The sequence below is a fragment of the Xenophilus sp. genome, from assembly GCF_044462705.1.
GTDB classification, from domain to species: Bacteria; Pseudomonadota; Gammaproteobacteria; order Burkholderiales; family Burkholderiaceae_C; genus Xenophilus; species Xenophilus azovorans.
Window position 1 is genome coordinate 15816 of sequence record NZ_JBIQNC010000010.1, and the last position, 21008, is coordinate 36823.

Here is a 21008-nt window from a genome sequence, read left to right on the forward strand (position 1 = left end):
CTCTTCGACGCGCGTTCACGGGCTATCAAGGCAGCTTGGACTGCGCGACGTGCTTGAGCAGGTCGGCCACGGAGGCGTCCATCACGTCGGTGAAGGGCTTGGGATCCAGGCCCATCCACAGCACGGCCAGGGCCAGCAGCGTGAGCATGAGGAATTCGCGGCCGTTGATGTCCGTCAGTTCCTCCACGTGCCTGTTGCCCGGCGCGCCGAGGTACACGCGCTTGTACATCCAGAGGGTGTAGGCGGCGCCCAGGATCAGTGCGACGGCGGCCAGCAGGCCGATCCAGAAGTTCGCCTTGACGGCGGCCAGGATCACCATCCACTCGCCCACGAAGCCGGCGGTGGCCGGCAAGCCGCAGTTGGCCATGGCGAACAGCAGCGCGAAGGCCGCGAACTTGGGCATGGTGTTGACCACACCGCCGTAGTCGGCGATCTGGCGCGAGTGCACGCGGTCGTACAGCACGCCGATGCACAGAAACATGGCGCCCGAGACGAAGCCGTGCGCGATCATCTGCACGATGCCGCCGGCCACACCCAGGTCGTTGAAGATGAAGAAGCCCAGCGTGACGAAGCCCATGTGCGCCACCGACGAGTAGGCCACCAGCTTCTTCATGTCCTTCTGCACGATCGCCACCAGGCCGACGTAGATCACCGCGATCAGCGACAGCGCGATCATCAGCCAGGCCCACTCGCGCGAGGCGTCGGGCACGATGGGCAGCGAGAAGCGCAGGAAGCCGTAGGCGCCGAGCTTCAGCATGATGGCCGCCAGCACCGCGGAGCCGCCGGTGGGCGCCTCCACGTGCACGTCCGGCAGCCAGGTGTGGACCGGCCACATCGGCACCTTCACCGCGAAGGCGGCGAAGAAGGCGAAGAACAGCAGCGTCTGCGCCGTGCCCGCCAGCGGCAGCCTGTGCCAGGCGGCGATGTCGAAGCTGCCGCCCGCGGCGTTGTACAGGTAGATGAACGCCACCAGCATCAGCAGCGAGCCGAGCAGCGTGTACAGGAAGAACTTGAAGGCCGCATAGATCTTGTTGGGGCCGCCCCAGATGCCGATGATCAGGTACATCGGGATCAGCGTGGCCTCGAAGAACACGTAGAACAGCATGCCGTCGAGCGCGCAGAACACGCCGATCATCAGCCCCGAGAGGATCAGGAACGCGCCCATGTACTGGTTCACGCGCTCGGTGATCACCTCCCAGGCCGAGATCACGACGATCACGGTGATGAAGGCCGTCAGCAGCACGAACCACATCGACAGCCCGTCCACACCCAGGTGGTAGTGGATGTTGAAACGCTCGATCCAGGGGCTCTTCTCGACGAACTGCATGGCCGAGGTGCCGTTGTCGAAGCGCGTCCAGACCGGCAGCGTCACCAGGAAGCTGGCGATGGAGCCCACGAGGGCGATCCAGCGCACGCCCCGTGCCCACGCGTCGCGGCCGAAGGCCAGCAGCACCACGCCCACGGCGATCGGCAGCCAGATGGCAAGGCTCAGCAAACCCATTTTTCTTGTTCTCCAGCGGCGCCGTTCAACGCTTGAACCAGACGAAGTACGTCATCAGGATGAAGATGCCCAGCAGCATCGCGAGGGCGTAGTGGTAGATGTAGCCGGACTGGAACCAGCGGATCACGCCGGCCAGCCGCCCCACCACCTTCCACGAGCCGTTGACCACGGCGCCGTCGATCAGCGCCTGGTCGCCGCCCTTCCACAGGCCCGTGCCCAGCGCGCGCGCGCCGCGGGCCAGCACGTTCTCGTTGAACCAGTCCATGTAGTACTTGTTCTCGAGCAGGCGGTACACCGGGCCGAAGGCGCGCTTGATCGCAGCCGGCAGCGCCGGGTTGACCATGTACATGTACCAGGACAGCACCACGCCGGCCAGCGCCAGGTACAGCGGCAGCGTGTGGATGGAATGCAGTGCCATCGCCACGGGGCCGTGGACCATCTCGCGCAGTTCCTCCATGGCGGGGTGGCGCGCCAGGTCGACGACGATGGAGTCCTTGAAGAAGTCGCCGAACAGCATCGGCATCAGCGTGAAGAAGCCGATGATCACCGACGGGATCATGAGCAGCACCAGCGGCAGCGTCACGACCCAGGGCGACTCGTGCGGCTTGTGCTCGCCATGGCCGTGGTGGTCGTCGTGGTGCGCCTCCGGGTTCTGGTCGTAGCGCTCCTGGCCGTGGAAGACCAGGAAGTACAGCCGGAACGAGTAGAAGGCCGTCACGAACACGCCCGCCAGCACCGCGAAGGAGGCGAAGCCGGCGGCCGGCAGGTGGCTGGCGTGCACCGCCTCGATGATCGCGTCTTTCGAGTAGAAGCCCGAGAAGAAGGGTGTGCCGATCAGCGCCAGCGAGGCCAGCAGGAAGGTGATCCAGGTGATGGGCATGTACTTGCGCACGTTGCCCATCCAGCGGATGTCCTGGTTGTGGTGCATGCCGATGATCACCGAGCCCGCGCCCAGGAACAGCAGCGCCTTGAAGAAGGCGTGCGTCATCAGGTGGAACACCGCCACCGAGTAGGCCGAGGCGCCCAGCGCGACCGTCATGTAGCCCAGCTGCGAGAGCGTCGAATAGGCCACCACGCGCTTGATGTCGTTCTGGATGATGCCCAGGAAGCCCATGAACAGGGCCGTGATCGCGCCGATGATCAGGATGAAGTTCAGCGCCGTGTCCGACAGCTCGAACAGCGGCGACATGCGGCTGACCATGAAGATGCCGGCCGTCACCATCGTCGCCGCGTGGATCAGCGCGGAGATCGGCGTCGGACCTTCCATCGAGTCGGGCAGCCACACGTGCAGCGGGAATTGCGCGCTCTTGCCCATGGCGCCGATGAACAGGCAGATGCAGATGACGGTGATCAGCAGCCAGTCGGTTCCCGGGAAGCCGATGGCGCCGAGTTCGTCCGCCTTGGCGAAGACCTCGCCGTAGTTCAGCGTGCCGGCGTAGGCGGCGATCAGGCCGATGCCGAGGATGAAGCCGAAGTCGCCGACCCGGTTGACCAGGAAGGCCTTCATGTTGGCGAAGATCGCCGTCGGCCTGTTGTACCAGAAGCCGATCAGCAGGTAGGACACCAGGCCCACCGCCTCCCAGCCGAAGAACAGCTGCAGCAGGTTGTTGCTCATGACCAGCATGAGCATCGAGAAGGTGAACAGGGAGATGTACGCGAAGAAGCGGTTGTAGCCCTCGTCCTCCTCCATGTAGCCGATGGTGTAGATGTGCACCATCAGCGACACGAAGGTCACGACGCACATCATCATGGCGGTGAGGCCGTCGATCAGGAAGCCGACTTCCATCTTCAGGCCGCCGACGACCATCCATTCGTAGATCGTCTCGTTGAAGCGTGCGCCGTCGAGGGCGACGCTCCTGAGCGTCATCGCCGAGATCACGAAGGCGATGAACACGCCCAGGATGGTCAGCGAGTGCGAGGCCCTGCGGCCCAGCAGGTTGCCGCCGAGCTTGGTGCCGAAGATGCCGGCCAGCACCGCGCCCGCCAGGGGGGCGAGCGGCACGGCCAGCAGGGTGGTTGCGGACAGGGTGGTACTCATGATCGGGCGCTCACCCCTTCAGTTCGTCGAGCTGCTCGACGTCGATGCTGGACTTGTTGCGGAATAGCAGCACGAGCAGCGCCAGGCCGATGGCCGACTCGGCCGCGGCCACGGTGAGGATGAAGAACACGAAGATCTGGCCGTGCATGTCGCCCAGGTAGTGCGAGAAGGCGACGAAGTTCATGTTGACCGCCAGCAGCATCAGCTCGATGCACATCAGCAGCACGATCAGGTTCTTGCGGTTGAGGAAGATGCCGATCACCGCCAGCGCGAACAGGATCGCGCCGAGCGACAGGTAGTGGCCGAGGGTGAGGGTCATGCTTGCTTCTCCGCTTCGGCCGGCTGCTCCGGCGCGGGCGGCGGCGCCGCACGGGTAACGTCCACCTTGACCACCGCCAGGCGCTCCTCGGCGCGCACGCGCACCTGGTCCTTGACGTCGATGAACTTGCTGTCCTTGCGGCGGCGCAGGGTCAGGGCGATGGCGGCGATCATCGCCACCACCAGGATCACGGCCGCCACCTGCACCGGGTAGACGTATTCGCTGTAGAGCAGCAGGCCCAGCGCCTTGCTGTTCGAGCCGCCTGCCGCCGCGGCCTGCAGTGCCGGATCGGGCACGATGCCCTGGCCGCGGAAGCCGCCCATCAGCACCCAGGCCATCTCCAGCGCGATCACCGTGCCGACCAGCGCCGCCATCGGGAAGTGCCTCCAGAAGCCCTGGCGCAGGCTGTCGACGTTGAGGTCCAGCATCATCACCACGAACAGGAACAGCACCATCACCGCGCCCAGGTACACCAGCACCAGCACGATGGCGAGGAACTCGGCCTTGAGCAGCAGCCACACGGCCGCCGCCTGCGAGAAGGCCAGCATGAGATAGAGCACGGCGTGCACGGGATTGCGTGCCGTGACGACCCGGAAGGCCGCGAACAGCAGCACCGCCGAGAAGAGGTAGAAGAAGCCGGTCTGGGCCATGGGATGTTCTTGTCGTGTGCGGGGCCGGCGGATCAGCGATAGGGGGCGTCGGCCGCCTTGCTGGCCGCGATCTCTTTCTCGTAGCGGTCGCCCACCGCGAGCAGCATGTCCTTGGTGAAGTACAGGTCGCCGCGCTTTTCGCCGTGGTATTCGAGGATGTGCGTCTCGACGATCGAGTCGACCGGGCAGCTCTCCTCGCAGAAGCCGCAGAAGATGCACTTGGTCAGGTCGATGTCGTAGCGCGTGGTGCGGCGCGAGCCGTCGTCGCGCACGGCCGACTCGATGGTGATGGCCACGGCCGGGCACACCGCCTCGCACAGCTTGCAGGCGATGCAGCGCTCCTCGCCGTTCTCGTAGCGGCGCAGCGCATGCAGGCCGCGAAAGCGCGGCGACAGCGGCGTCTTCTCTTCCGGGAACTGCACGGTGACCTTGCGGCGCAACGCATAGCGGCCGGTGAGCGCCATGCCCTTGAAGAGCTCCACCAGCATGAAGCTCTTGAAGAAGTCCTTGATCGAAAAGCCGGCGGGGGCAGCCACTGCTGTCATGACGGTTTTCTCCCTTATTTCCAGATGTTCCAGGGCGTCTGCATCCAGCCCCCGACCACCAGCAGCCACACCAGGGTGACCGGGATGAAGATCTTCCAGCCCAGACGCATGATCTGGTCGTAGCGGAAGCGCGGGAAGGTGCCGCGGATCCAGATGAAGAGCGACACCACGAAGCAGGTCTTCAGGCCCAGCCAGATCCAGCCGGGGATGAAGTCCAGGAAGCCCACCGGCGGCAGCCAGCCGCCCAGGAACATTAGCGCGGCCAGGATGGACACCAGCCACATGCTGGCGTACTCGGCCAGGAAGAAGATGGCGAAGCCCATGCCCGAGTACTCGACCATGTGGCCGGCCACGATCTCGGCCTCGCCTTCCACCACGTCGAAGGGGTGGCGGTTGGTCTCGGCCACGCCGGAGATCAGGTAGACCAGAAAGATGGGCAAGAGCGGCAGCCAGTTCCACGAGAGGAAGTCCAGCCCCATGTTCGCGCCCATGCCCCTGCCCTGCGCGGCGACCACCTCGCCCAGTTGCAGGCTGCCCGAGACCATGATCACGACCACGAAGCAGAAGCCCATGGCGATCTCGTAGCTGACCATCTGCGCCGAGGCGCGCAGCGCGCCCAGGAAGGCGTACTTCGAGTTGGAGGCCCAGCCGGCGATGATCACGCCGTACACCTCGATCGAGGTGATCGCCATGATCAGCAGCAGGCCGGCGTTGACGTTGGCGATGACCGCCTCCGGCCCGAAGGGAATGGCGACCCAGGCGGCCAGCGCCGGCATGATGGCCATGATGGGCCCGAGCCGGAACAGCCCCTTGTTGGCGGCGGTGGGGTTGATCAGCTCCTTGGTCAGCAGCTTCAGCGCATCGGCGATGGGCTGCAGCAGGCCGAAGGGGCCGACCCGGTTGGGGCCGTGGCGCACCTGGATCCAGCCGAGGAACTTGCGCTCCCACAGCGTCAGGTAGGCCACCGCGCCCAGCAGGGGCAGCAGCACCGCCACGATCTTGATGATCGACCAGACCACCGGCCAGCCGGCGCCGGTCCACCAGGCGGCGTCGCTCAGCCCGAGGCCGGCGTTGTACAGCGCGTCGATCATGCCGGCACCTCCTCGGCCACGGCATCGCGCGCCTGGCGGGCGTCGGCCGTCAGTTGCAGCGACGGCGCCCGGCGCACCAGGCCGTCGAGTTGGTAGATCGAGGCCACCGCGGGCGCCGCCGTGCCGGCAGCAACCGCCGGCGGGGGAGCCGACAGGTCCACGCCTTCCACCGCGTTGCTCAGGCGCTCGGCCGGCAGGTGGGTGGCGTCGGCGGGCAGCGCGCCGCGCACCCGGGCCAGCACGTCCTGTGCCGTCTCGTCGTCGAAGCCGCCCAGGCCCAGCATGTTGCCGAGCACGCGCAGCACCTTCCAGGCGGGGCGCGCCTCGCCGCGCGGGCGCACGACGGCATGGAAGCTCTGGATGCGGCCCTCGGCGTTGACGAAGGTGCCGGGCGTCTCGCTGAACGGCGCGATGGGCAGCAGCACGTCGCTGAACTCCAGGTTCGCCTTGAAGGCGTTGAGCGAGACGACCATCTGGGCCTTGCCCAGCGCATCGGCGGCAGCGCGGCCGGCGGCGGAATCGAACACCGGCTCGGTGCCCAGCAGCAGCACGGCCTGCAGGCCGCCGGCGAGCATCTGGCCGGCGTTCAGGCCGCCCTCGCGCGGCTCGGCGCCGACCCACTGCGCGCCCACGGTGTTGGCGGCCTCGGTGAGGTAGCCGACGCTGGCGCCGGTCTGCTCGCCGATCCACTGCGCCCAGGCCAGCAGTTGCGGTGCGCGGGCATGGTGTGCGGAGGCGTTGCCCAGCAGCACGGCCTTGCGTTCGCCGCCCAGCAGCGACTTCGCCATGGCGCGGGCGCCGTCGGTGGCTTCACGGGCCTGCGGCGCCGCGATGCCTTTCTCCGCGGCGATGGCCGAAGCCAGCACGGCCAATTCGTCTTCCCAGGCCTCGAAGCCGGCCGTGCGCACGTGCGCCAACGGCATGGCCCAGGCTTCGGGCGAGTGCAGCTCGCGGCCGGACACGACGGCGCTCACCTGCGCGCCCTTGCGCACCGACTGGCGGATGCGCTGCGCGAACAGGGGGTGGTCCTTGCGCAGGTTGGAGCCGATCACCAGCACGCGCTGCAGGTCCGACAGCGAGGCGATGGAGGTGCCCAGCCAGCGCACGCCCGGGGCGGCGCCGAACTCGGCGCGGCGCAGCCGGTGGTCGATGTTCTCGCTGCCCAGGCCGCGCACCAGAGCGCCGGCCAGGGCCAGTTCCTCCAGCGTGCTGTGCGGGCTGACCAGCGCCCCGATGGACGAGGCGCCGTGCTCGGCCTGGATCTGCTTGAAGCCGCTGGCCACGTACTCCAGCGCGGTCTGCCAGTCCACGGCCTGCCACTGGCCACCCTGCTTGATCATCGGCTGCGTCAGGCGCTCGTCGCCGTTCAGCGCCTCGTACGAGAAGCGGTCGCGGTCGGCGATCCAGCACTCGTTGACGTCCTCGTTCTCCAGCGGAACGACGCGCATCACCTGGTTGCTCTTGACCTGGACGATCAGGTTGGCGCCGGTGGAATCGTGCGGGCTGACCGACTTGCGGCGCGACAGCTCCCAGGTGCGGGCGCTGTAGCGGAAGGGCTTGCTCGTGAGCGCGCCGACCGGGCAGATGTCGATCATGTTGCCCGACAGCTCGGAGTCGACGGTGTCGCCCACCACGGTGGTGATCTCGGAGTGCTCGCCCCGGTTGACCATGCCCAGCTCCATGATGCCGGCCACTTCCTGGCCGAAGCGCACGCAGCGGGTGCAGTGGATGCAGCGGCTCATCTCCTCCATGGAGATCAGCGGCCCGACGTCCTTGTGGAAGACGACGCGCTTCTCCTCCTCGTAGCGCGAGGCGGAGGCGCCGTAGCCGACGGCCAGGTCCTGCAACTGGCACTCGCCGCCCTGGTCGCAGATGGGGCAGTCCAGCGGGTGGTTGATCAGCAGGAACTCCATCACCGACTTCTGCGCCTTGACGGCCTTGTCGGAATGGGTGCGCACGATCATGCCCTGCGTGACGGGCGTGGCGCAGGCCGGCATCGGCTTGGGCGCCTTCTCCACGTCCACCAGGCACATGCGGCAGTTGGCGGCGATGGAGAGCTTCTTGTGATAGCAGAAGTGCGGGATGTAGGTGCCCGCCTTGTCGGCCGCATGCATGACCATGCTGCCTTCGGTGACTTCGACCTTCTTGCCGTCGATCTCGATTTCAACCATGTCTCGTCCCGATCAGGCCTTGGCCGCCGCGCCGGTGGCGCTTTGCGCCGGGATCAGCGCCTCGAACTCGTGGCGGAAGTGCTTGATCATGGCGCGCACCGGCATGGCCGCCGCGTCGCCCAGCGCGCAGATGGTGCGCCCCATGATGTTGTTGGCCACCGAATCCAGCAGCTCCATGTCGCTGGGCCGGCCCTGGCCCGCGTGGATGCGGTCCACCAGGCGCCACAGCCAGCCCGTGCCCTCGCGGCAGGGGGTGCACTGGCCGCAGGACTCGTGCATGTAGAAGTACGACAGCCGCTTGAGCGACTCGACCATGCTGCGCGAGTCGTCCATCACGATGACGGCGCCCGAGCCCAGCATCGAGCCGGCCTTGGCGATGGCGTCGTAGTCCATCGTGCACTCCATCATGATGGCCGCCGGCAGCACCGGCGCGGACGAGCCGCCCGGGATCACCGCCTTGAGCTGGCGCCCCTTGCGCACGCCGCCCGCCAGCTCCAGCAGCTTGGAGAAAGGCGTGCCCAGCGGGATCTCGTAGTTGCCCGGCTGCTCCACGTCGCCGCTGACCGAGAAGATCTTGGTGCCGCCGTTGTTCGGCTTGCCGCACTCCAGGTAGGCCTGGCCGCCGTTGCGGATGATCCAGGGCACCGCCGCGAAGGTCTCGGTGTTGTTGATGGTGGTGGGCTTGCCGTACAGGCCGAAGCTGGCCGGGAACGGCGGCTTGAAGCGCGGCTGGCCCTTCTTGCCTTCCAGCGACTCGAGCAGCGCGGTTTCCTCGCCGCAGATGTAGGCGCCGAAACCGTGGTGCGCGTGCAGCTGGAAGCTGTGGCTGCTGCCCAGGATGTTGTCGCCCAGGTAGCCGGCTGCCCTCGCCTCCTCCAGGGCCGCCTCGAAGCGCTCGTACACCTCGAAGATCTCGCCGTGGATGTAGTTGTAGCCGACGCTGATGCCCATGGCGTACGCCGCGATCGCCATGCCTTCGATGACGATGTGCGGGTTGTACATGAGGATGTCGCGGTCCTTGCAGGTGCCCGGCTCGCCCTCGTCGGAGTTGCACACCAGGTACTTCTGGCCCGGGAACTGGCGCGGCATGAAGCTCCACTTCAGCCCGGTGGGGAAGCCTGCGCCGCCGCGGCCGCGCAGGCCGGAGGCCTTGACCTCGGCGATCACCTGGTCGGGCGTCAGCCCTTCGGAGAGGATCTTGCGCAGCGCCTGGTAGCCGCCGCGCGCCTCGTAGTCCTTGATCGACCAGTTGGTGCCGTCCAGCCCGGCATAGATCTGCGGCGTGACGTGGCGGCCGTGGAAGCAGGTCTGCACGCCGGTGGCGGCGAACTGCGAGAGGACTTGCTCGGGAGTCATCAGCGCTTCTCCCCTTCCGCGCCGGCGGCGCGCAGGCCGTCCACCAGCTGGTCCAGCTTCTCGTCGCTCATGAAGCTGCACATGGTGCGGTCGTTGACCAGCATCACCGGCGAATCGGCGCAGGCGCCCAGGCACTCGCTCTGCTGCAGCGTGAACAGCCCGTCGGGCGTGGTCTCGCCCATCTTGATGCCGAGCTTCTTCTCGAGGTGCACCAGGGCGCGCACGCCGTCGCGCAACTGGCACGGCAGGTTGGTGCAGACGTTGAGCTTGTAGCGGCCCACCGGCTGCTGGTTGTACATGTTGTAGAAGGTGGTCACCTCGCGCACGGCGATGTGCGGCATGCCCAGGTAGGCCGCCACGGCGGCCTCGTTCTCGTCGCTGATCCAGCCATGGACCTGCTGCACGATGGCCAGGCAGGCCATCACGGCCGACTGGCGGCCGGCGTCGTTGTCGGGGTACTTGGCGGTCTCGCGCGCGAAGCGGTCGAGCACCTCCTGCGGCAGCACGGCTGGCGCCACCGGCGGGTTGTTGAGGGAGTCGCTCATCGGTCGATCTCTCCGAAAACGATGTCCAGCGTGCCGATGATGGCGACGGTGTCGGCCAGCATGTGGCCGCGCGCCATCTCGTCGAGCGCGGCCAGGTGCACGAAGCCCGGCGGACGGATCTTCAGGCGGTAGGGCTTGTTGGCGCCGTCGCTCACCAGGTAGATGCCGAACTCGCCCTTCGGGTGCTCGACGGCGGCATACGCCTCGCCCTCGGGCACGCGGAAGCCCTCGGTGAAGAGCTTGAAGTGGTGGATCAGCTCTTCCATGTTGGCCTTCATGGCCTCGCGCTTCGGGGCCGCCACCTTGTGGTTGTCGGTGATCACCGGGCCGGGGTTGGCCTTGAGCCACTTCACGCACTGCTGGATGATGCGGTTGGACTGCGCCATCTCCTCCATGCGCACCAGGTAGCGGTCGTAGCAGTCGCCCGTCTTGCCCACCGGGATGTCGAATTCGACCTGGTCGTAGACGTCGTAGGGCTGCTTCTTGCGCAGGTCCCAGGCGATGCCGGAGCCGCGCAGCATGGGACCGGTGAGGCCCAGGTTGAGCGCGCGCTCGGGCGTCATCACGCCGATGCCCACGGTGCGCTGCTTCCAGATGCGGTTGTCGGTCAGCAGCGTGTGGTACTCGCCCAGGTAGACCTCGAAGCGCTTGGTGAAGTCCTCCAGGAAGTCCAGCAGCGAGCCCTGGCGGTTCTCGTTCATGCGAGCGAGCGCCTTGGCGTTCTTGATCTTGCTGTGCTTGTACTGCGGCATGCTGTCCGGCAGGTCGCGGTAGACGCCGCCCGGACGGAAGTAGGCCGCGTGCATGCGCGCGCCCGAGACGGCCTCGTAGGCGTCGAACAGGTCCTCGCGCTCGCGGAAGGCGTAGATCAGGATGGTCGAGCTGCCGCAGTCGTTGCCGTGCGAGCCGAGCCACATCAGGTGGTTCAGCAGCCGCGTGATCTCCGCGAACATGACGCGGATGTACTGCGCGCGGATCGGCACTTCCAGGCCCAGCAGCTTCTCGATGGCCAGGCAGTACGCATGCTCGTTGCACATCATCGACACGTAGTCGAGGCGGTCCATGTACGGCAGCGACTGGATGAAGGTCTTGTGCTCGGCCAGCTTCTCGGTGGCGCGGTGCAGCAGGCCGATGTGCGGGTCGGCGCGCTGCACGACCTCGCCGTCGAGTTCGAGCACCAGGCGCAGCACGCCGTGCGCGGCCGGGTGCTGGGGCCCGAAGTTGAGCGTGTAGTTCTTGATTTCAGCCATGTTCGGTCACGAAGGTCGCGCGGCGCGCCTCAGTGCAGGCCTCCGTAGTTGTCCTCGCGGATCACGCGCGGCGTGACCTCGCGCGGCTCGATGGTCACCGGCTGGTAGATCACCCGCTGCAGCGTCTCGTCGTAGCGCATCTCGACGTGGCCCGAGAGCGGGAAGTCCTTGCGGAACGGATGGCCGATGAAGCCGTAGTCGGTCAGGATGCGGCGCAGGTCGGGGTGCCCCTCGAACACGATGCCGTACAGGTCGAAGGCCTCGCGCTCGAACCAGTTGGCCGCGGCCCACAGGTCGTTGACCGAAGGCAGCACCGGCAGGTCGTCGTCGGGGCAGAACACGCGCACGCGCAGGCGCTGGTTGAGGCTCACCGACAGCAGGTGCGAGACGGCCGCGAAGCGCGGGCCTTCCCACACCTCGTCGCGCCAGCTGTGGTAGTCCATGCCGCACAGGTCGATCAGCTGCTCGAACCTGCAGGTGGGCTCGTCGCGCAGGATGCGCATGGCCTCGAGGTAGTGGGCATGGTGCAGCACCACGGTCACCTCGCCCAGCGCGATGTCGATGGACTTGATCTTGTCGCCCAGGGCCGCCACGACGGCATCCTGGATGGCTTGCGGTTCGACGACAAACGATGTCATGGATGTTCTTCCGACGCGTCCGCTCAGGCCCGCGCGATGCTGTGGGTGCGGCGCACCTTCTGCTGCAGCTGGATGATCCCGTAGATCAGCGCCTCGGCCGTGGGCGGGCAGCCGGGCACGTACACGTCCACCGGCACGATGCGGTCGCAGCCGCGCACGACGGAGTAGCTGTAGTGGTAGTAGCCGCCGCCGTTGGCGCAGGAGCCCATCGAGAGCACCCAGCGCGGCTCGGCCATCTGGTCGTAGACCTTGCGCAGCGCCGGCGCCATCTTGTTGCACAGCGTGCCGGCCACGATCATCAGATCGGACTGGCGCGGGCTGGCGCGGAACACCTCGGCGCCGAAGCGGCCGATGTCGTAGCGCGCCGCGGCGGCGTGCATCATCTCGACCGCGCAGCAGGCGAGGCCGAAGGTCATGGGCCACAGCGAGCCCGTCTTCGCCCAGTTCACCACCGCGTCGTAGGACGTGGTGATGAAGCCTTCCTTGAACACACCTTCAATGGCCATGGCCACACCTTCCTGTCGGTTTGAGCCCGAGCAACGTCATTCCCAGTCCAGGGCGCCCTTCTTCCACTCGTAGGCGAAGCCGACCACCAGGATGGCCAGGAACACCACGGCGGCCCAGAAACCCAGCGGCCCCACGTCCTTGAAGGCCACGGCCCACGGGAAGAGGAAGGCGATTTCCAGGTCGAAGAGGATGAAGAGGATGGCCACCAGGTAGTAGCGGACATCGAACTGCATGCGGGCGTTCTCGAAGGCCTCGAAACCGCACTCGTAGGGGGAGTTCTTGGCCGCGTCGGGCCGGTTGGGACCCAGGATGAAGCCCAGGACCTGGGGCAGGATCCCTATCGCGATACCGACCAGGATGAACAGCAGGACGGGCAGGTAGGAATCGAGGTTCATCGGGAGCTTTGACCGCTTGCAGCCGCGGCAGGGCGCCAGGCGGGCCTCCCTCGGCTGCAGATTGGTGCCGTCGGCGAGACTCGAACTCGCACAGCTTTCGCCACTACCCCCTCAAGATAGCGTGTCTACCAATTCCACCACGACGGCTAATTACGCGCTGCCTGGATGGCATGAGGAACTTCTCGTGAAGAAGTTGTTGGCTTTCCAGGCAGCCTTGTAGTTTACCCTGAAATCCGATGTGAATCAGGGTGTGGAGTGCGCCAGCATGCACGCCGGCGACGCTTCACTTGCTCGGGATCTGCGCCGGGTTCGACGCCGGGGCCTCGGGCGCCGGCGTGGCGGGCGTGCCCGAGGGGATCTGCGAGGCCGGCGCAGGCGCCGTGACCGGCGCGCGCTCCAGCAGGCTGTCGCCGCCGGTCGGGCGGCCGTGGCTGAGGTAGGCCAGCAGCAGCGTGCACACGAAGAACACGACGGCCAGCGCCGCGGTGGTGCGCGAGAGGAAGTTCGCGCTGCCGCTGGCGCCGAACAGGCTGCCGGCGCTGCCGCTGCCGAAGGCGGCGCCCATGTCCGCGCCCTTGCCGTGCTGGATGAGGATGAGGCCGACCATCGCGATCGCGGACAGCATCTGGACGGCCACCAGAATGTTCAGCATGACGTTCATTCGTTCAACTCCTAGAGCGGGGGCGCGCCTTCAGGCCGCCGCCGCGATGATCTGCAGGAAATCCGGCGCCTTCAGCGAGGCGCCGCCGATCAGGCCGCCGTCCACGTCGGGCTGGGCGAGCAGGCTGGCGGCATTGGCCGCGTTCATGCTGCCGCCGTACAGGATGCGGATGCGCGCCGCGCCGTCGCCCGCCGCGTGGTGCAGCTGCGCGCGCAGCACGGCGTGCACCGCCTGGGCTTCCTCGGGGGTGGCGGTCTTGCCGGTGCCGATGGCCCACACCGGTTCGTAGGCGACCACGATCTCAGTGATGCAGTGGCCGTTGGCGTGGATGACGGCTGCGAGCTGGCGGCGCACCACCTCCTCGGTGTGGCCGGCCTCGCGCTCGGCCAGCGTCTCGCCCACGCACACGATGGGCGTGATGCCGGCGCCCAGCGCCGCGCCGGCCTTGGCCGCGACGGCGTCGTCGGACTCGCCGTGGTACTGGCGCCGCTCGGAATGGCCGACGATCGCGTAGCGCACGCCGAAATCCTTCAGCATCGCCGCCGACTGCTCGCCGGTGTAGGCGCCCTGCGCATGCGCCGAAACGTCCTGCGCGCCGAGCGCGATCGGCGAGCCGGCCACCAGCGACTGCACCTGTGCCAGGTAGGGCGACGGCACGCACACGGCCACGTCGCAGCCGGGCTGGCCCACGCCGGCGCACAGCGCCTGCACCAGCGCCTCGTTCGCCGCGAGGCTGCCGTTCATCTTCCAGTTGCCGGCAATGAGTTTCTTCTTGGGAGAGGTCATCTCGGGTCTGTCCGTCGTCACCAGGTCAGCACGATCTTGCCGATGTGCTGGTTGGATTCCATGAGCCGGTGCGCGTCGGCCGCCTGCGCGGCCGGCAGCGTCGAATGGATCACCGGCCGCACCGTGCCGGCCGCCAGCAGCGGCCACACGTGCTCGCGCAGCGAGCGGGCGATGCCGCCCTTGAAGGCGATGGGGCGCGGACGCAGCGTCGAGCCGGTGATCGTCAGGCGCCGGCGCAGCACCAGGCCCGCGTTGAACTCGGCGCGCGTGCCGCCCTGCACCGCGATGATGACCAGCCGGCCGTCCTCGGCCAGGCACTCGACCTCGCGCTTGGCGTAGTCGCCGGCCACCATGTCCAGGATCACGTCCACGCCGCGCCCGTCGGTGAGGCGCCTGGCCTCTTCAGCGAAGTCGGCCGTGCGGTAGTTGACCGCGTGGTCGGCGCCCAGCTTCAGGCAGGCGGCGCACTTCTCGTCGCTGCCGGCGGTGGCGATCACGGTCGCGCCGAAGGCCTTGCCCAGCTGGATGGCGGTGACGCCGATGCCGCTGGTGCCGCCCTGCACGAGCAGGACCTCGCCGCGCTGCAGGCGGCCGCGGTCGAAGACGTTGCTCCAGACGGTGAAGAAGGTCTCGGGCAGCGAGGCCGCCTCGACGTCGCTCAGGCCCTGCGGCACCGGCAGGCATTGCGCCACCGGCGCCACGCACAGCTCGGCGTAGCCGCCGCCGGCCACCAGCGCGCAGACGCGGTCGCCCACGCGCAGGCCGGCCTCGGCCATCGCGGCGGCATCGCCCGCGACGATCTCGCCCGCCACCTCCAGGCCCGGCAGGTCGGAGGCGCCGGGCGGCACCGGGTAGTTGCCGGTGCGCTGTAGCACGTCGGGCCGGTTGACGCCGCTGGCGCCCACGCGGATGAGCAGTTCGCCCGCGCCGGGCGCCGGATCGGGACGCTCGGCCAGGCGAAGCACCTCCGGCGCACCATAGGAAGCGATTTCAATGGCTTTCATGGTCTTTTCCGCCTGATGGATGGCCGCCTGCGTCCCGCCGGGACGCAGGGCCGGCCGGGTTCAAGCCTGCTGCTCGCCGCCGGCCTCGCCAGCCTGCTGCTGTTGCTGCTGCGCCTCGGCATCCGCCGGCTGCGGCTCCACCGCGCGCGGCTGGCGCTCCTCGCGCGGCGGGCGATCGCCACGGTCGCCGCGGTCGCCGCGCTCGCCCCGTTCGCGGCGCTCGCCGCGGCCTTCGCGGTCCTCGCGCGGCGGGCGGTCGCCGTACTCGGGCATGCCGGCCGGGCGCTCGGCCAGCGCCTTCATCGACAGCTTCACGCGACCCTTGTCGTCGGTCTCGAGCACCTTGACCTTCACGATCTGGCCTTCCGACAGGTAGTCGGCGACCTTCTCGACGCGCTCGTGGGCGATCTGGCTGATGTGCAGCAGGCCGTCTTTGCCGGGCAGCAGGTTGATCAGCGCGCCGAAGTCCAGGATCTTGGTGACCGGGCCTTCGTAGACCTTGCCCACCTCCACCTCGGCGGTGATCTCCTCGATGCGGCGCTTGGCTTCGTCGGCCTTGGCGCTGTCGTTCGAGGCGATGGTGATGGTGCCGTCTTCCTCGATGTTGATCTGCGTGCCGGTCTCCTCGGTCAGCGCGCGGATGGTGGCGCCGCCCTTGCCGATCACGTCGCGGATCTTCTCGGGGTTGATCTTCATGGTGAAGAGCTTGGGCGCGAAGCTGGAGATCTCGGTCTTCGCCTCGCCCATCGCCTCCTGCATCTTGCCCAGGATGTGCATGCGCGCCTCCTTGGCCTGCGCCAGGGCGACCTGCATGATCTCCTTGGTGATGCCCTGGATCTTGATGTCCATCTGCAGGGCGGTGATGCCGTTGGTGGTGCCGGCCACCTTGAAGTCCATGTCGCCCAGGTGGTCCTCGTCACCCAGGATGTCGGTCAGCACGGCGAACTTGTTGCCGTCCTTGATCAGGCCCATGGCGATGCCGGCCACGTGCGCCTTCATCGGCACGCCGGCGTCCATCAGTGACAGGCAGCCGCCGCACACCGAAGCCATCGACGAGGAGCCGTTGGACTCGGTGATCTCGCTGACCACGCGGATGGTGTAGGGGAACTCGTCCTTGCTCGGCAGGCAGGCCACCAGGGCGCGCTTGGCCAGGCGGCCGTGGCCGACCTCGCGGCGCTTGGTGGAGCCCATGCGGCCCACTTCGCCGGTGGCGAAGGGAGGCATGTTGTAGTGGAACAGGAAGCGGTCCTCGAACTCGCCCGCCAGCGCGTCGATGCGCTGCGCGTCGCGCTCGGTGCCCAGGGTGGTGACGACCAGCGCCTGCGTCTCGCCGCGGGTGAACAGCGCCGAGCCGTGGGTGCGCGGCAGCACCGAGGTGCGGATCTCGATCGGGCGCACGGTGCGGGTGTCGCGGCCGTCGATGCGCGGCTCGCCCTCGAGGATCTGGCTGCGCACGATGCGGGCCTCGGCCTCGAACAGCAGGTCGCCCAGCTTGGCCTGGTCGAACTCGACGCCCTGGGCCGTCAGTTCCTGCGCCACGGCGGTGCCGGCCTCGCGCAGGGCCTGGGTGCGGGCCTGCTTGCTGCGGATCTGGTAGGCGGCGCGCAGCTTGGGCTCGGCGGCGGCGTTCACCTTGGCGATGAAGTCCTCGTCCTTGGCCGCCGGGGCCCAGGTGCCGTTCTCGAGCCACAGCGGCTTGCCGGCGTCGCGGGTCAGTTCATGGATGGCCTCGATGGCGATCCGGCCCTGCTCGTGGCCGAAGACCACGGCGCCGAGCATCACTTCCTCGGGCAGCTGCAGCGCCTCGGACTCGACCATCAGCACGGCGGCCTCGGTGCCGGCGACGACCAGGTCCAGCTGCGAGTCGGCGCGGGCGGAGCGGGCCGGGTTCAGCACGTACTCGCCGTTGATGTAGCCCACGCGGGCGGCGCCGATGGGGCCGTTGAACGGGATGCCCGAGACCGACAGCGCGGCGCTGACGGCGATCATGGCGGCGATGTCGGCGTCGACCTCCGGGTTCAGCGAGACGGTGTGGATGACCACGTGCACCTCGTTGAGGAAGCCCTCGGGGAACAGCGGGCGGATCGGGCGGTCGATCAGGCGCGCGGTCAGCGTCTCCAGCTCGCTCGGCTTGGCCTCGCGCTTGAAGAAGCTGCCGGGGATCTTGCCGGCGGCGTAGGTCTTCTCGATGTAGTCGACCGTCAGCGGGAAGAAGTCCTGGCCGGGCTTGGCGGTCTTGGACGCGACCACGGTGGCCAGCACCACGGTGCCCTCGATGTCCACCAGCACGGCGCCGGTGGCCTGGCGGGCGATCTCGCCGGTTTCCATGACGACGGTCCTGCCGCCCCACTGGAAGGTCTTGGTGACTTTGTTGAAGAGGCTCATGTTTTTGCTCCTTGATGAATAGCAGGCCGCGCAGGGCCCGCGGGCGTTGGAGCGCAATCCGGAACACGATGCCATTCCAGCGGAGCCCGTCACGGGCGCCCTTGGAATGACACAGCTTCGATCCGTCTCGCGGGCTCCGAAGTGAAAAACGCCTGAGCTAGCGGGCTAACTCAGGCGTTCTTGCAATGGAATTCGGCTTACTTGCGCAGGCCCAGCTTGGCGATCAGCGCCGTGTAGCGGTCGGCGTCCTTGGCCTTCAGGTAGTCCAGCAGCTTGCGGCGGCGGCTCACCATGCGCAGCAGGCCGCGGCGGCCGTGGTGGTCCTTGGCGTGCGTCTTGAAGTGCGGGGTGAGTTCGTTGATGCGGGCAGTCAGGATGGCGACCTGCACTTCCGGGCTGCCGGTGTCGTTGGCCGCGCGGGCGTTGTCCTTGACGATTTCCGCCTTCTTGTCGGATGCAATCATGTGAAATTTCCCGTTCCAAAGATGTTTGACTTGCGGCGCGCGCTGGAACTGAACGCGCCGTGCGTGTCTGCGAAAAGCAGAACCCGGGGATTATATGCCGGGTTGCCCGTCCAGCCAGTGGCGCAGCCGCCGCACGCCTTCCGCCAGCCGCCCGGGCTCCTTCGAGGCGAAGCACCAGCGCAGCCAGCCCTGCGCCTCCGGCGCGAAGGCGTTGCCGGGCGCCAGGCCCAGGCCGGCCTCGGTCACCAGGCGCTTGGCGACGTCGAGCGAATCAGGGAAACCGTCCAGCTGGAAGAAGGCGTACATGCCGCCGCGCGGCGGCTGCACGCGCACGCCGGGCACCTCGGCTAGCAGGGGCAGCAGGGTGTCGCGGCAGGCCTTCAGGTGGGCGACGACCCGGGGCGTGATCTCGGACGCGTGCGCCAGGGCTGCCAGCCCGGCGCGCTGGGTGAACACGCTGGTGCAGGAGGTGTTGAACTCGATCAGCTTGCCCATCGCATCGACGCAGTGCGGCGGCAGCACCAGCCAGCCCAGCCGCCAGCCGGTCATCAGGAAGCTCTTGGAGAAGCTGTGCGCGACCACCAGCCGGTCCTGCGGTGTGGCGATGTCGAGGAAGCTCGGCGCGCAGGCCTTGGGCGTCGGCTCGAAGTACAGGCGCTCGTACACCTCGTCGGCCAGGATCCAGGTGCCGGTGGCGCGGCAGTGGTCGAGGATGGCCTGCTGTTCCTCGCGCGCGAGCGTCCAGCCGGTCGGGTTGTTGGGCGCGTTGAGGATCAGCAGGCGCGTGCGCTGCGTCACCGCGGCGCGCAGCGCGTCCATGTCGAGCGACCAGGCGCCCTGCTCCGCCCGCAGCGGCACGGTGCGCACCGCGGCGCCCAGGATGGCCGGCTGCGCCGTGAGGTTGGGCCACACCGGCGTGACGGCCACCACCTCGTCGCCCGCATCCACCAGCAGTTGCACGGCCAGCATCAGCGCGCTGACGCCGCCGGAGGTGACCGCGATGCGCTCGGCGCCGATCTGCGGGTGCAGCCCCGAAAGGTAGTCCGCGATGGCCTCGCGCAGCTCGGGCAGGCCCAGGTTGTGGGCATAGAAGGTCTCGCCGCGCTCGATCGACTCGACCGCGGCGCGGCGGATCGGCTCGGGCGTGACCTCGTCGCTCTCGCCGAACCAGAAGGCCAGCACGTCATCGCGGCCGAAGCCGGCGTTGGCGACTTCGCGGATCCGGGAGGCTTCGAGCTGTTCGACGGCGTGGCGCATGGGTGGAAGAGGAAGGATGTGGTGAATCGTCAGCCCGGCCGCACCATGCGGCAGGTGGTGGGCATCTGCGCCTGTTCCGCCGCGATCTCCTTGACGACGCGGAAGCCGTAGCCCGAGCCCTCGACGTCGAAGGCCACGCCGGGCGCGCCCTGGCGCTCCATCATGCCGACCACCAGCGGCTGCTGGAACTGGTGGTCGTCCGCGCGCATCCAGCCGCTGCGGCCGGCCAGGCTCACGCGCGCATGCTCCATCGCGGCGGCCACCGGCCGCGCCTCGGCCGCGCCGGCGCGCTCCAGCGACTGGGCCAGCGCCTCGATCATCAACTGCATGCGCATGTGCACGTAGTCTTCCGCCGGGCTGGGGAAGCGCTGGCGGAAGGCGCGATAGAAGGCCGCCGACTCGGGTGTCTGCACGTTGGGCAGCCAGTCGGCCACCGCGATCACCTTGCCGACGCCGGCGTCGCCCAGCGCGGCGGGCGCGCCCAGCGCGTTGCCGTAGAAGGTGTAGAACTTGCCGTCGAAGCCGACTTCGCGCGCGGCCTTGACCAGCAGCGTCAGGTCGTTGCCCCAGTTGCCGGTGACCACCGCCTGCGCGCCGCTGGCCTTGATCTTCACCGCGTAGGGCGCGAAGTCCTTCACCCGGCCGAGCGGGTGCAGTTCCTCGCCGACGATCTGCACGTCGAGCCGCAGGCGGGCGATCTCCTTGCGGCTTTCGCGCAGCACGGCCTGGCCGAAGCTGTAGTCCTGCCCGATCAGGTAGGCGCGCTGCACGCCGCGGTCGTCCTTGAGCACGTCCATCAGCGCCGCCACGCGCATGTCGGCATGCGCGTCGAAGCGGAAGTGCCAGAAGCTGCAGCGCTCGTTGGTGAGCACCGGGTCCACCGCCGAGTAGTTGAGGAACAGCACCTGGCGGCGCGCATCGCGCTCGTTGTGCTTGTCCACGCCGTCGAGCAGCGCCGCCGCGGTGGCCGAGGAGTTGCCCTGCAGCACCGCTAGCGCGCCGTCGTCGATGGCCGAGCGCAGCGCCGACAGCGCCTCCTCGTTCTGGCCCTTGCTGTCGTAGCGGGTGAGCAGCAGCGGCCGGGCGCCGCCGGCCAGCCGCACGCCGCCGCGCTGGTTGACGCGCTCCACCGCCCACAACAGGTTGCGGTGGACGGCCTCGCCGGTGTTGGCGAAGGGGCCGCTCAGGCTCTCGACCAGGGCGATGCGGATGGGCTGACCGCTCGATCGGGACTGCGCGCGCGAGCCCAGGGCGAGCGTCGACGCGCCTAGCGCCGCGGCGCCGTTTTTCAAGAGGGAACGGCGCGAAATAAAGCGGAGATTCATTGCCTTGAAAGGCTGCGCCGCGCGCCCAGATGGGTGCCATGCGGCGCTCGCTGGATGAAGGGCCGCGCAGTGTAAGGGACGCACCGATCCTGTCCCGCCCCTCACAAGGAGATCCGCACC

General features: G+C 68.2%; 20 protein-coding genes and 1 tRNA gene. All 21 read right to left on the minus strand.

Annotated features, from left to right (window positions below):
• Positions 1-25 precede the first annotated feature (25 nt).
• On the minus strand, positions 26-1501 hold the full coding sequence (locus tag ACIY1X_RS03615) for an NADH-quinone oxidoreductase subunit M (protein ID WP_399678060.1): 1476 nt from the start codon (positions 1499-1501) through the stop codon (positions 26-28).
• 25 nt (positions 1502-1526) lie between these two features.
• Positions 1527-3539, minus strand: a complete 2013-nt coding sequence (gene nuoL, locus ACIY1X_RS03620) for an NADH-quinone oxidoreductase subunit L (protein ID WP_399678062.1) — start codon at positions 3537-3539, stop codon at positions 1527-1529.
• A gap of 10 nt (positions 3540-3549) precedes the next feature.
• Complete coding sequence (gene nuoK / locus ACIY1X_RS03625; RefSeq protein ID WP_038208680.1) at positions 3550-3858, minus strand: NADH-quinone oxidoreductase subunit NuoK; 309 nt, start codon at positions 3856-3858, stop codon at positions 3550-3552.
• Positions 3855-4508 carry an NADH-quinone oxidoreductase subunit J gene (locus ACIY1X_RS03630; RefSeq protein WP_399678064.1) on the minus strand — a complete coding sequence of 218 codons (654 nt, stop codon included), beginning with the start codon at positions 4506-4508 and terminating at the stop codon, positions 3855-3857. Before ACIY1X_RS03630 ends, nuoK begins: the two co-directional genes overlap by 4 nt.
• Before the next feature lie 32 nt (positions 4509-4540).
• Positions 4541-5053, minus strand: a complete 513-nt coding sequence (gene nuoI / locus ACIY1X_RS03635) for an NADH-quinone oxidoreductase subunit NuoI (protein ID WP_038208686.1) — start codon at positions 5051-5053, stop codon at positions 4541-4543.
• 14 nt (positions 5054-5067) lie between these two features.
• Positions 5068-6144, minus strand: a complete 1077-nt coding sequence (gene nuoH / locus ACIY1X_RS03640; protein ID WP_399678066.1) for an NADH-quinone oxidoreductase subunit NuoH — start codon at positions 6142-6144, stop codon at positions 5068-5070.
• Positions 6141-8315, minus strand: a complete 2175-nt coding sequence (gene nuoG / locus ACIY1X_RS03645; protein ID WP_399678068.1) for an NADH-quinone oxidoreductase subunit NuoG — start codon at positions 8313-8315, stop codon at positions 6141-6143. The genes nuoH and nuoG overlap by 4 nt, the downstream gene beginning before the upstream one ends.
• Before the next feature lie 12 nt (positions 8316-8327).
• On the minus strand, positions 8328-9671 hold the full coding sequence (gene nuoF / locus ACIY1X_RS03650; protein WP_399678070.1) for an NADH-quinone oxidoreductase subunit NuoF: 1344 nt from the start codon (positions 9669-9671) through the stop codon (positions 8328-8330).
• A complete protein-coding gene (locus ACIY1X_RS03655; RefSeq protein WP_399678072.1) occupies positions 9671-10216 on the minus strand; it encodes an NADH-quinone oxidoreductase subunit NuoE in 546 nt (181 codons plus the stop codon). Before ACIY1X_RS03655 ends, nuoF begins: the two co-directional genes overlap by 1 nt.
• The gene (locus ACIY1X_RS03660; protein ID WP_399678074.1) at positions 10213-11466 is read right to left on the minus strand and encodes an NADH-quinone oxidoreductase subunit D; all 1254 of its coding nucleotides are present in this window, start codon (positions 11464-11466) and stop codon (positions 10213-10215) included. The genes ACIY1X_RS03655 and ACIY1X_RS03660 overlap by 4 nt, the downstream gene beginning before the upstream one ends.
• 29 nt (positions 11467-11495) lie before the next feature.
• Positions 11496-12104: an NADH-quinone oxidoreductase subunit C gene (locus ACIY1X_RS03665; RefSeq protein ID WP_399678075.1), complete on the minus strand. Its 609-nt coding sequence runs from the start codon at positions 12102-12104 to the stop codon at positions 11496-11498.
• A 23-nt stretch (positions 12105-12127) separates the two neighbouring features.
• Positions 12128-12610 carry an NADH-quinone oxidoreductase subunit B family protein gene (locus tag ACIY1X_RS03670; RefSeq protein WP_038208703.1) on the minus strand — a complete coding sequence of 161 codons (483 nt, stop codon included), beginning with the start codon at positions 12608-12610 and terminating at the stop codon, positions 12128-12130.
• 36 nt (positions 12611-12646) lie between these two features.
• Positions 12647-13006, minus strand: a complete 360-nt coding sequence (locus ACIY1X_RS03675; protein ID WP_038208706.1) for an NADH-quinone oxidoreductase subunit A — start codon at positions 13004-13006, stop codon at positions 12647-12649.
• Positions 13007-13068: 62 nt separating this feature from the next.
• A tRNA-Leu gene (locus tag ACIY1X_RS03680) sits at positions 13069-13153 on the minus strand.
• 136 nt (positions 13154-13289) lie between these two features.
• Complete coding sequence (gene secG, locus ACIY1X_RS03685) at positions 13290-13667, minus strand: preprotein translocase subunit SecG (RefSeq protein WP_399678077.1); 378 nt, start codon at positions 13665-13667, stop codon at positions 13290-13292.
• A gap of 30 nt (positions 13668-13697) precedes the next feature.
• Positions 13698-14453: a triose-phosphate isomerase gene (gene tpiA, locus ACIY1X_RS03690; RefSeq protein WP_399678079.1), complete on the minus strand. Its 756-nt coding sequence runs from the start codon at positions 14451-14453 to the stop codon at positions 13698-13700.
• A gap of 17 nt (positions 14454-14470) precedes the next feature.
• Complete coding sequence (locus ACIY1X_RS03695; protein WP_399678080.1) at positions 14471-15457, minus strand: NAD(P)H-quinone oxidoreductase; 987 nt, start codon at positions 15455-15457, stop codon at positions 14471-14473.
• A gap of 60 nt (positions 15458-15517) precedes the next feature.
• Positions 15518-17842 (minus strand): polyribonucleotide nucleotidyltransferase, encoded by a 2325-nt coding sequence (gene pnp, locus ACIY1X_RS03700; protein ID WP_399678082.1) that lies wholly within the window; start codon positions 17840-17842, stop codon positions 15518-15520.
• A gap of 197 nt (positions 17843-18039) precedes the next feature.
• A complete protein-coding gene (gene rpsO / locus ACIY1X_RS03705) occupies positions 18040-18306 on the minus strand; it encodes a 30S ribosomal protein S15 (protein ID WP_038208720.1) in 267 nt (88 codons plus the stop codon).
• A 90-nt stretch (positions 18307-18396) separates the two neighbouring features.
• Complete coding sequence (locus ACIY1X_RS03710) at positions 18397-19563, minus strand: pyridoxal phosphate-dependent aminotransferase (RefSeq protein ID WP_399678083.1); 1167 nt, start codon at positions 19561-19563, stop codon at positions 18397-18399.
• Positions 19564-19592: 29 nt separating this feature from the next.
• Positions 19593-20888: a branched-chain amino acid ABC transporter substrate-binding protein gene (locus tag ACIY1X_RS03715; protein ID WP_399678085.1), complete on the minus strand. Its 1296-nt coding sequence runs from the start codon at positions 20886-20888 to the stop codon at positions 19593-19595.
• Positions 20889-21008: the final 120 nt, after the last annotated feature.

What these genes read in the sequence shown, in the direction of transcription:
- ACIY1X_RS03615 (WP_399678060.1), bottom strand. Translation starts at nt 1,501, where the DNA reads ATGGGTTTGCTGAGCCTTGCCATCTGGCTGCCGATCGCCGTGGGCGTG.
- nuoL (WP_399678062.1), bottom strand. Translation starts at nt 3,539, where the DNA reads ATGAGTACCACCCTGTCCGCAACCACCCTGCTGGCCGTGCCGCTCGCC.
- nuoK (WP_038208680.1), bottom strand. Translation starts at nt 3,858, where the DNA reads ATGACCCTCACCCTCGGCCACTACCTGTCGCTCGGCGCGATCCTGTTC.
- ACIY1X_RS03630 (WP_399678064.1), bottom strand. Translation starts at nt 4,508, where the DNA reads ATGGCCCAGACCGGCTTCTTCTACCTCTTCTCGGCGGTGCTGCTGTTC.
- nuoI (WP_038208686.1), bottom strand. Translation starts at nt 5,053, where the DNA reads ATGACAGCAGTGGCTGCCCCCGCCGGCTTTTCGATCAAGGACTTCTTC.
- nuoH (WP_399678066.1), bottom strand. Translation starts at nt 6,144, where the DNA reads ATGATCGACGCGCTGTACAACGCCGGCCTCGGGCTGAGCGACGCCGCC.
- nuoG (WP_399678068.1), bottom strand. Translation starts at nt 8,315, where the DNA reads ATGGTTGAAATCGAGATCGACGGCAAGAAGGTCGAAGTCACCGAAGGC.
- nuoF (WP_399678070.1), bottom strand. Translation starts at nt 9,671, where the DNA reads ATGACTCCCGAGCAAGTCCTCTCGCAGTTCGCCGCCACCGGCGTGCAG.
- ACIY1X_RS03655 (WP_399678072.1), bottom strand. Translation starts at nt 10,216, where the DNA reads ATGAGCGACTCCCTCAACAACCCGCCGGTGGCGCCAGCCGTGCTGCCG.
- ACIY1X_RS03660 (WP_399678074.1), bottom strand. Translation starts at nt 11,466, where the DNA reads ATGGCTGAAATCAAGAACTACACGCTCAACTTCGGGCCCCAGCACCCG.
- ACIY1X_RS03665 (WP_399678075.1), bottom strand. Translation starts at nt 12,104, where the DNA reads ATGACATCGTTTGTCGTCGAACCGCAAGCCATCCAGGATGCCGTCGTG.
- ACIY1X_RS03670 (WP_038208703.1), bottom strand. Translation starts at nt 12,610, where the DNA reads ATGGCCATTGAAGGTGTGTTCAAGGAAGGCTTCATCACCACGTCCTAC.
- ACIY1X_RS03675 (WP_038208706.1), bottom strand. Translation starts at nt 13,006, where the DNA reads ATGAACCTCGATTCCTACCTGCCCGTCCTGCTGTTCATCCTGGTCGGT.
- secG (WP_399678077.1), bottom strand. Translation starts at nt 13,667, where the DNA reads ATGAACGTCATGCTGAACATTCTGGTGGCCGTCCAGATGCTGTCCGCG.
- tpiA (WP_399678079.1), bottom strand. Translation starts at nt 14,453, where the DNA reads ATGACCTCTCCCAAGAAGAAACTCATTGCCGGCAACTGGAAGATGAAC.
- ACIY1X_RS03695 (WP_399678080.1), bottom strand. Translation starts at nt 15,457, where the DNA reads ATGAAAGCCATTGAAATCGCTTCCTATGGTGCGCCGGAGGTGCTTCGC.
- pnp (WP_399678082.1), bottom strand. Translation starts at nt 17,842, where the DNA reads ATGAGCCTCTTCAACAAAGTCACCAAGACCTTCCAGTGGGGCGGCAGG.
- rpsO (WP_038208720.1), bottom strand. Translation starts at nt 18,306, where the DNA reads ATGATTGCATCCGACAAGAAGGCGGAAATCGTCAAGGACAACGCCCGC.
- ACIY1X_RS03710 (WP_399678083.1), bottom strand. Translation starts at nt 19,563, where the DNA reads ATGCGCCACGCCGTCGAACAGCTCGAAGCCTCCCGGATCCGCGAAGTC.
- ACIY1X_RS03715 (WP_399678085.1), bottom strand. Translation starts at nt 20,888, where the DNA reads ATGAATCTCCGCTTTATTTCGCGCCGTTCCCTCTTGAAAAACGGCGCC.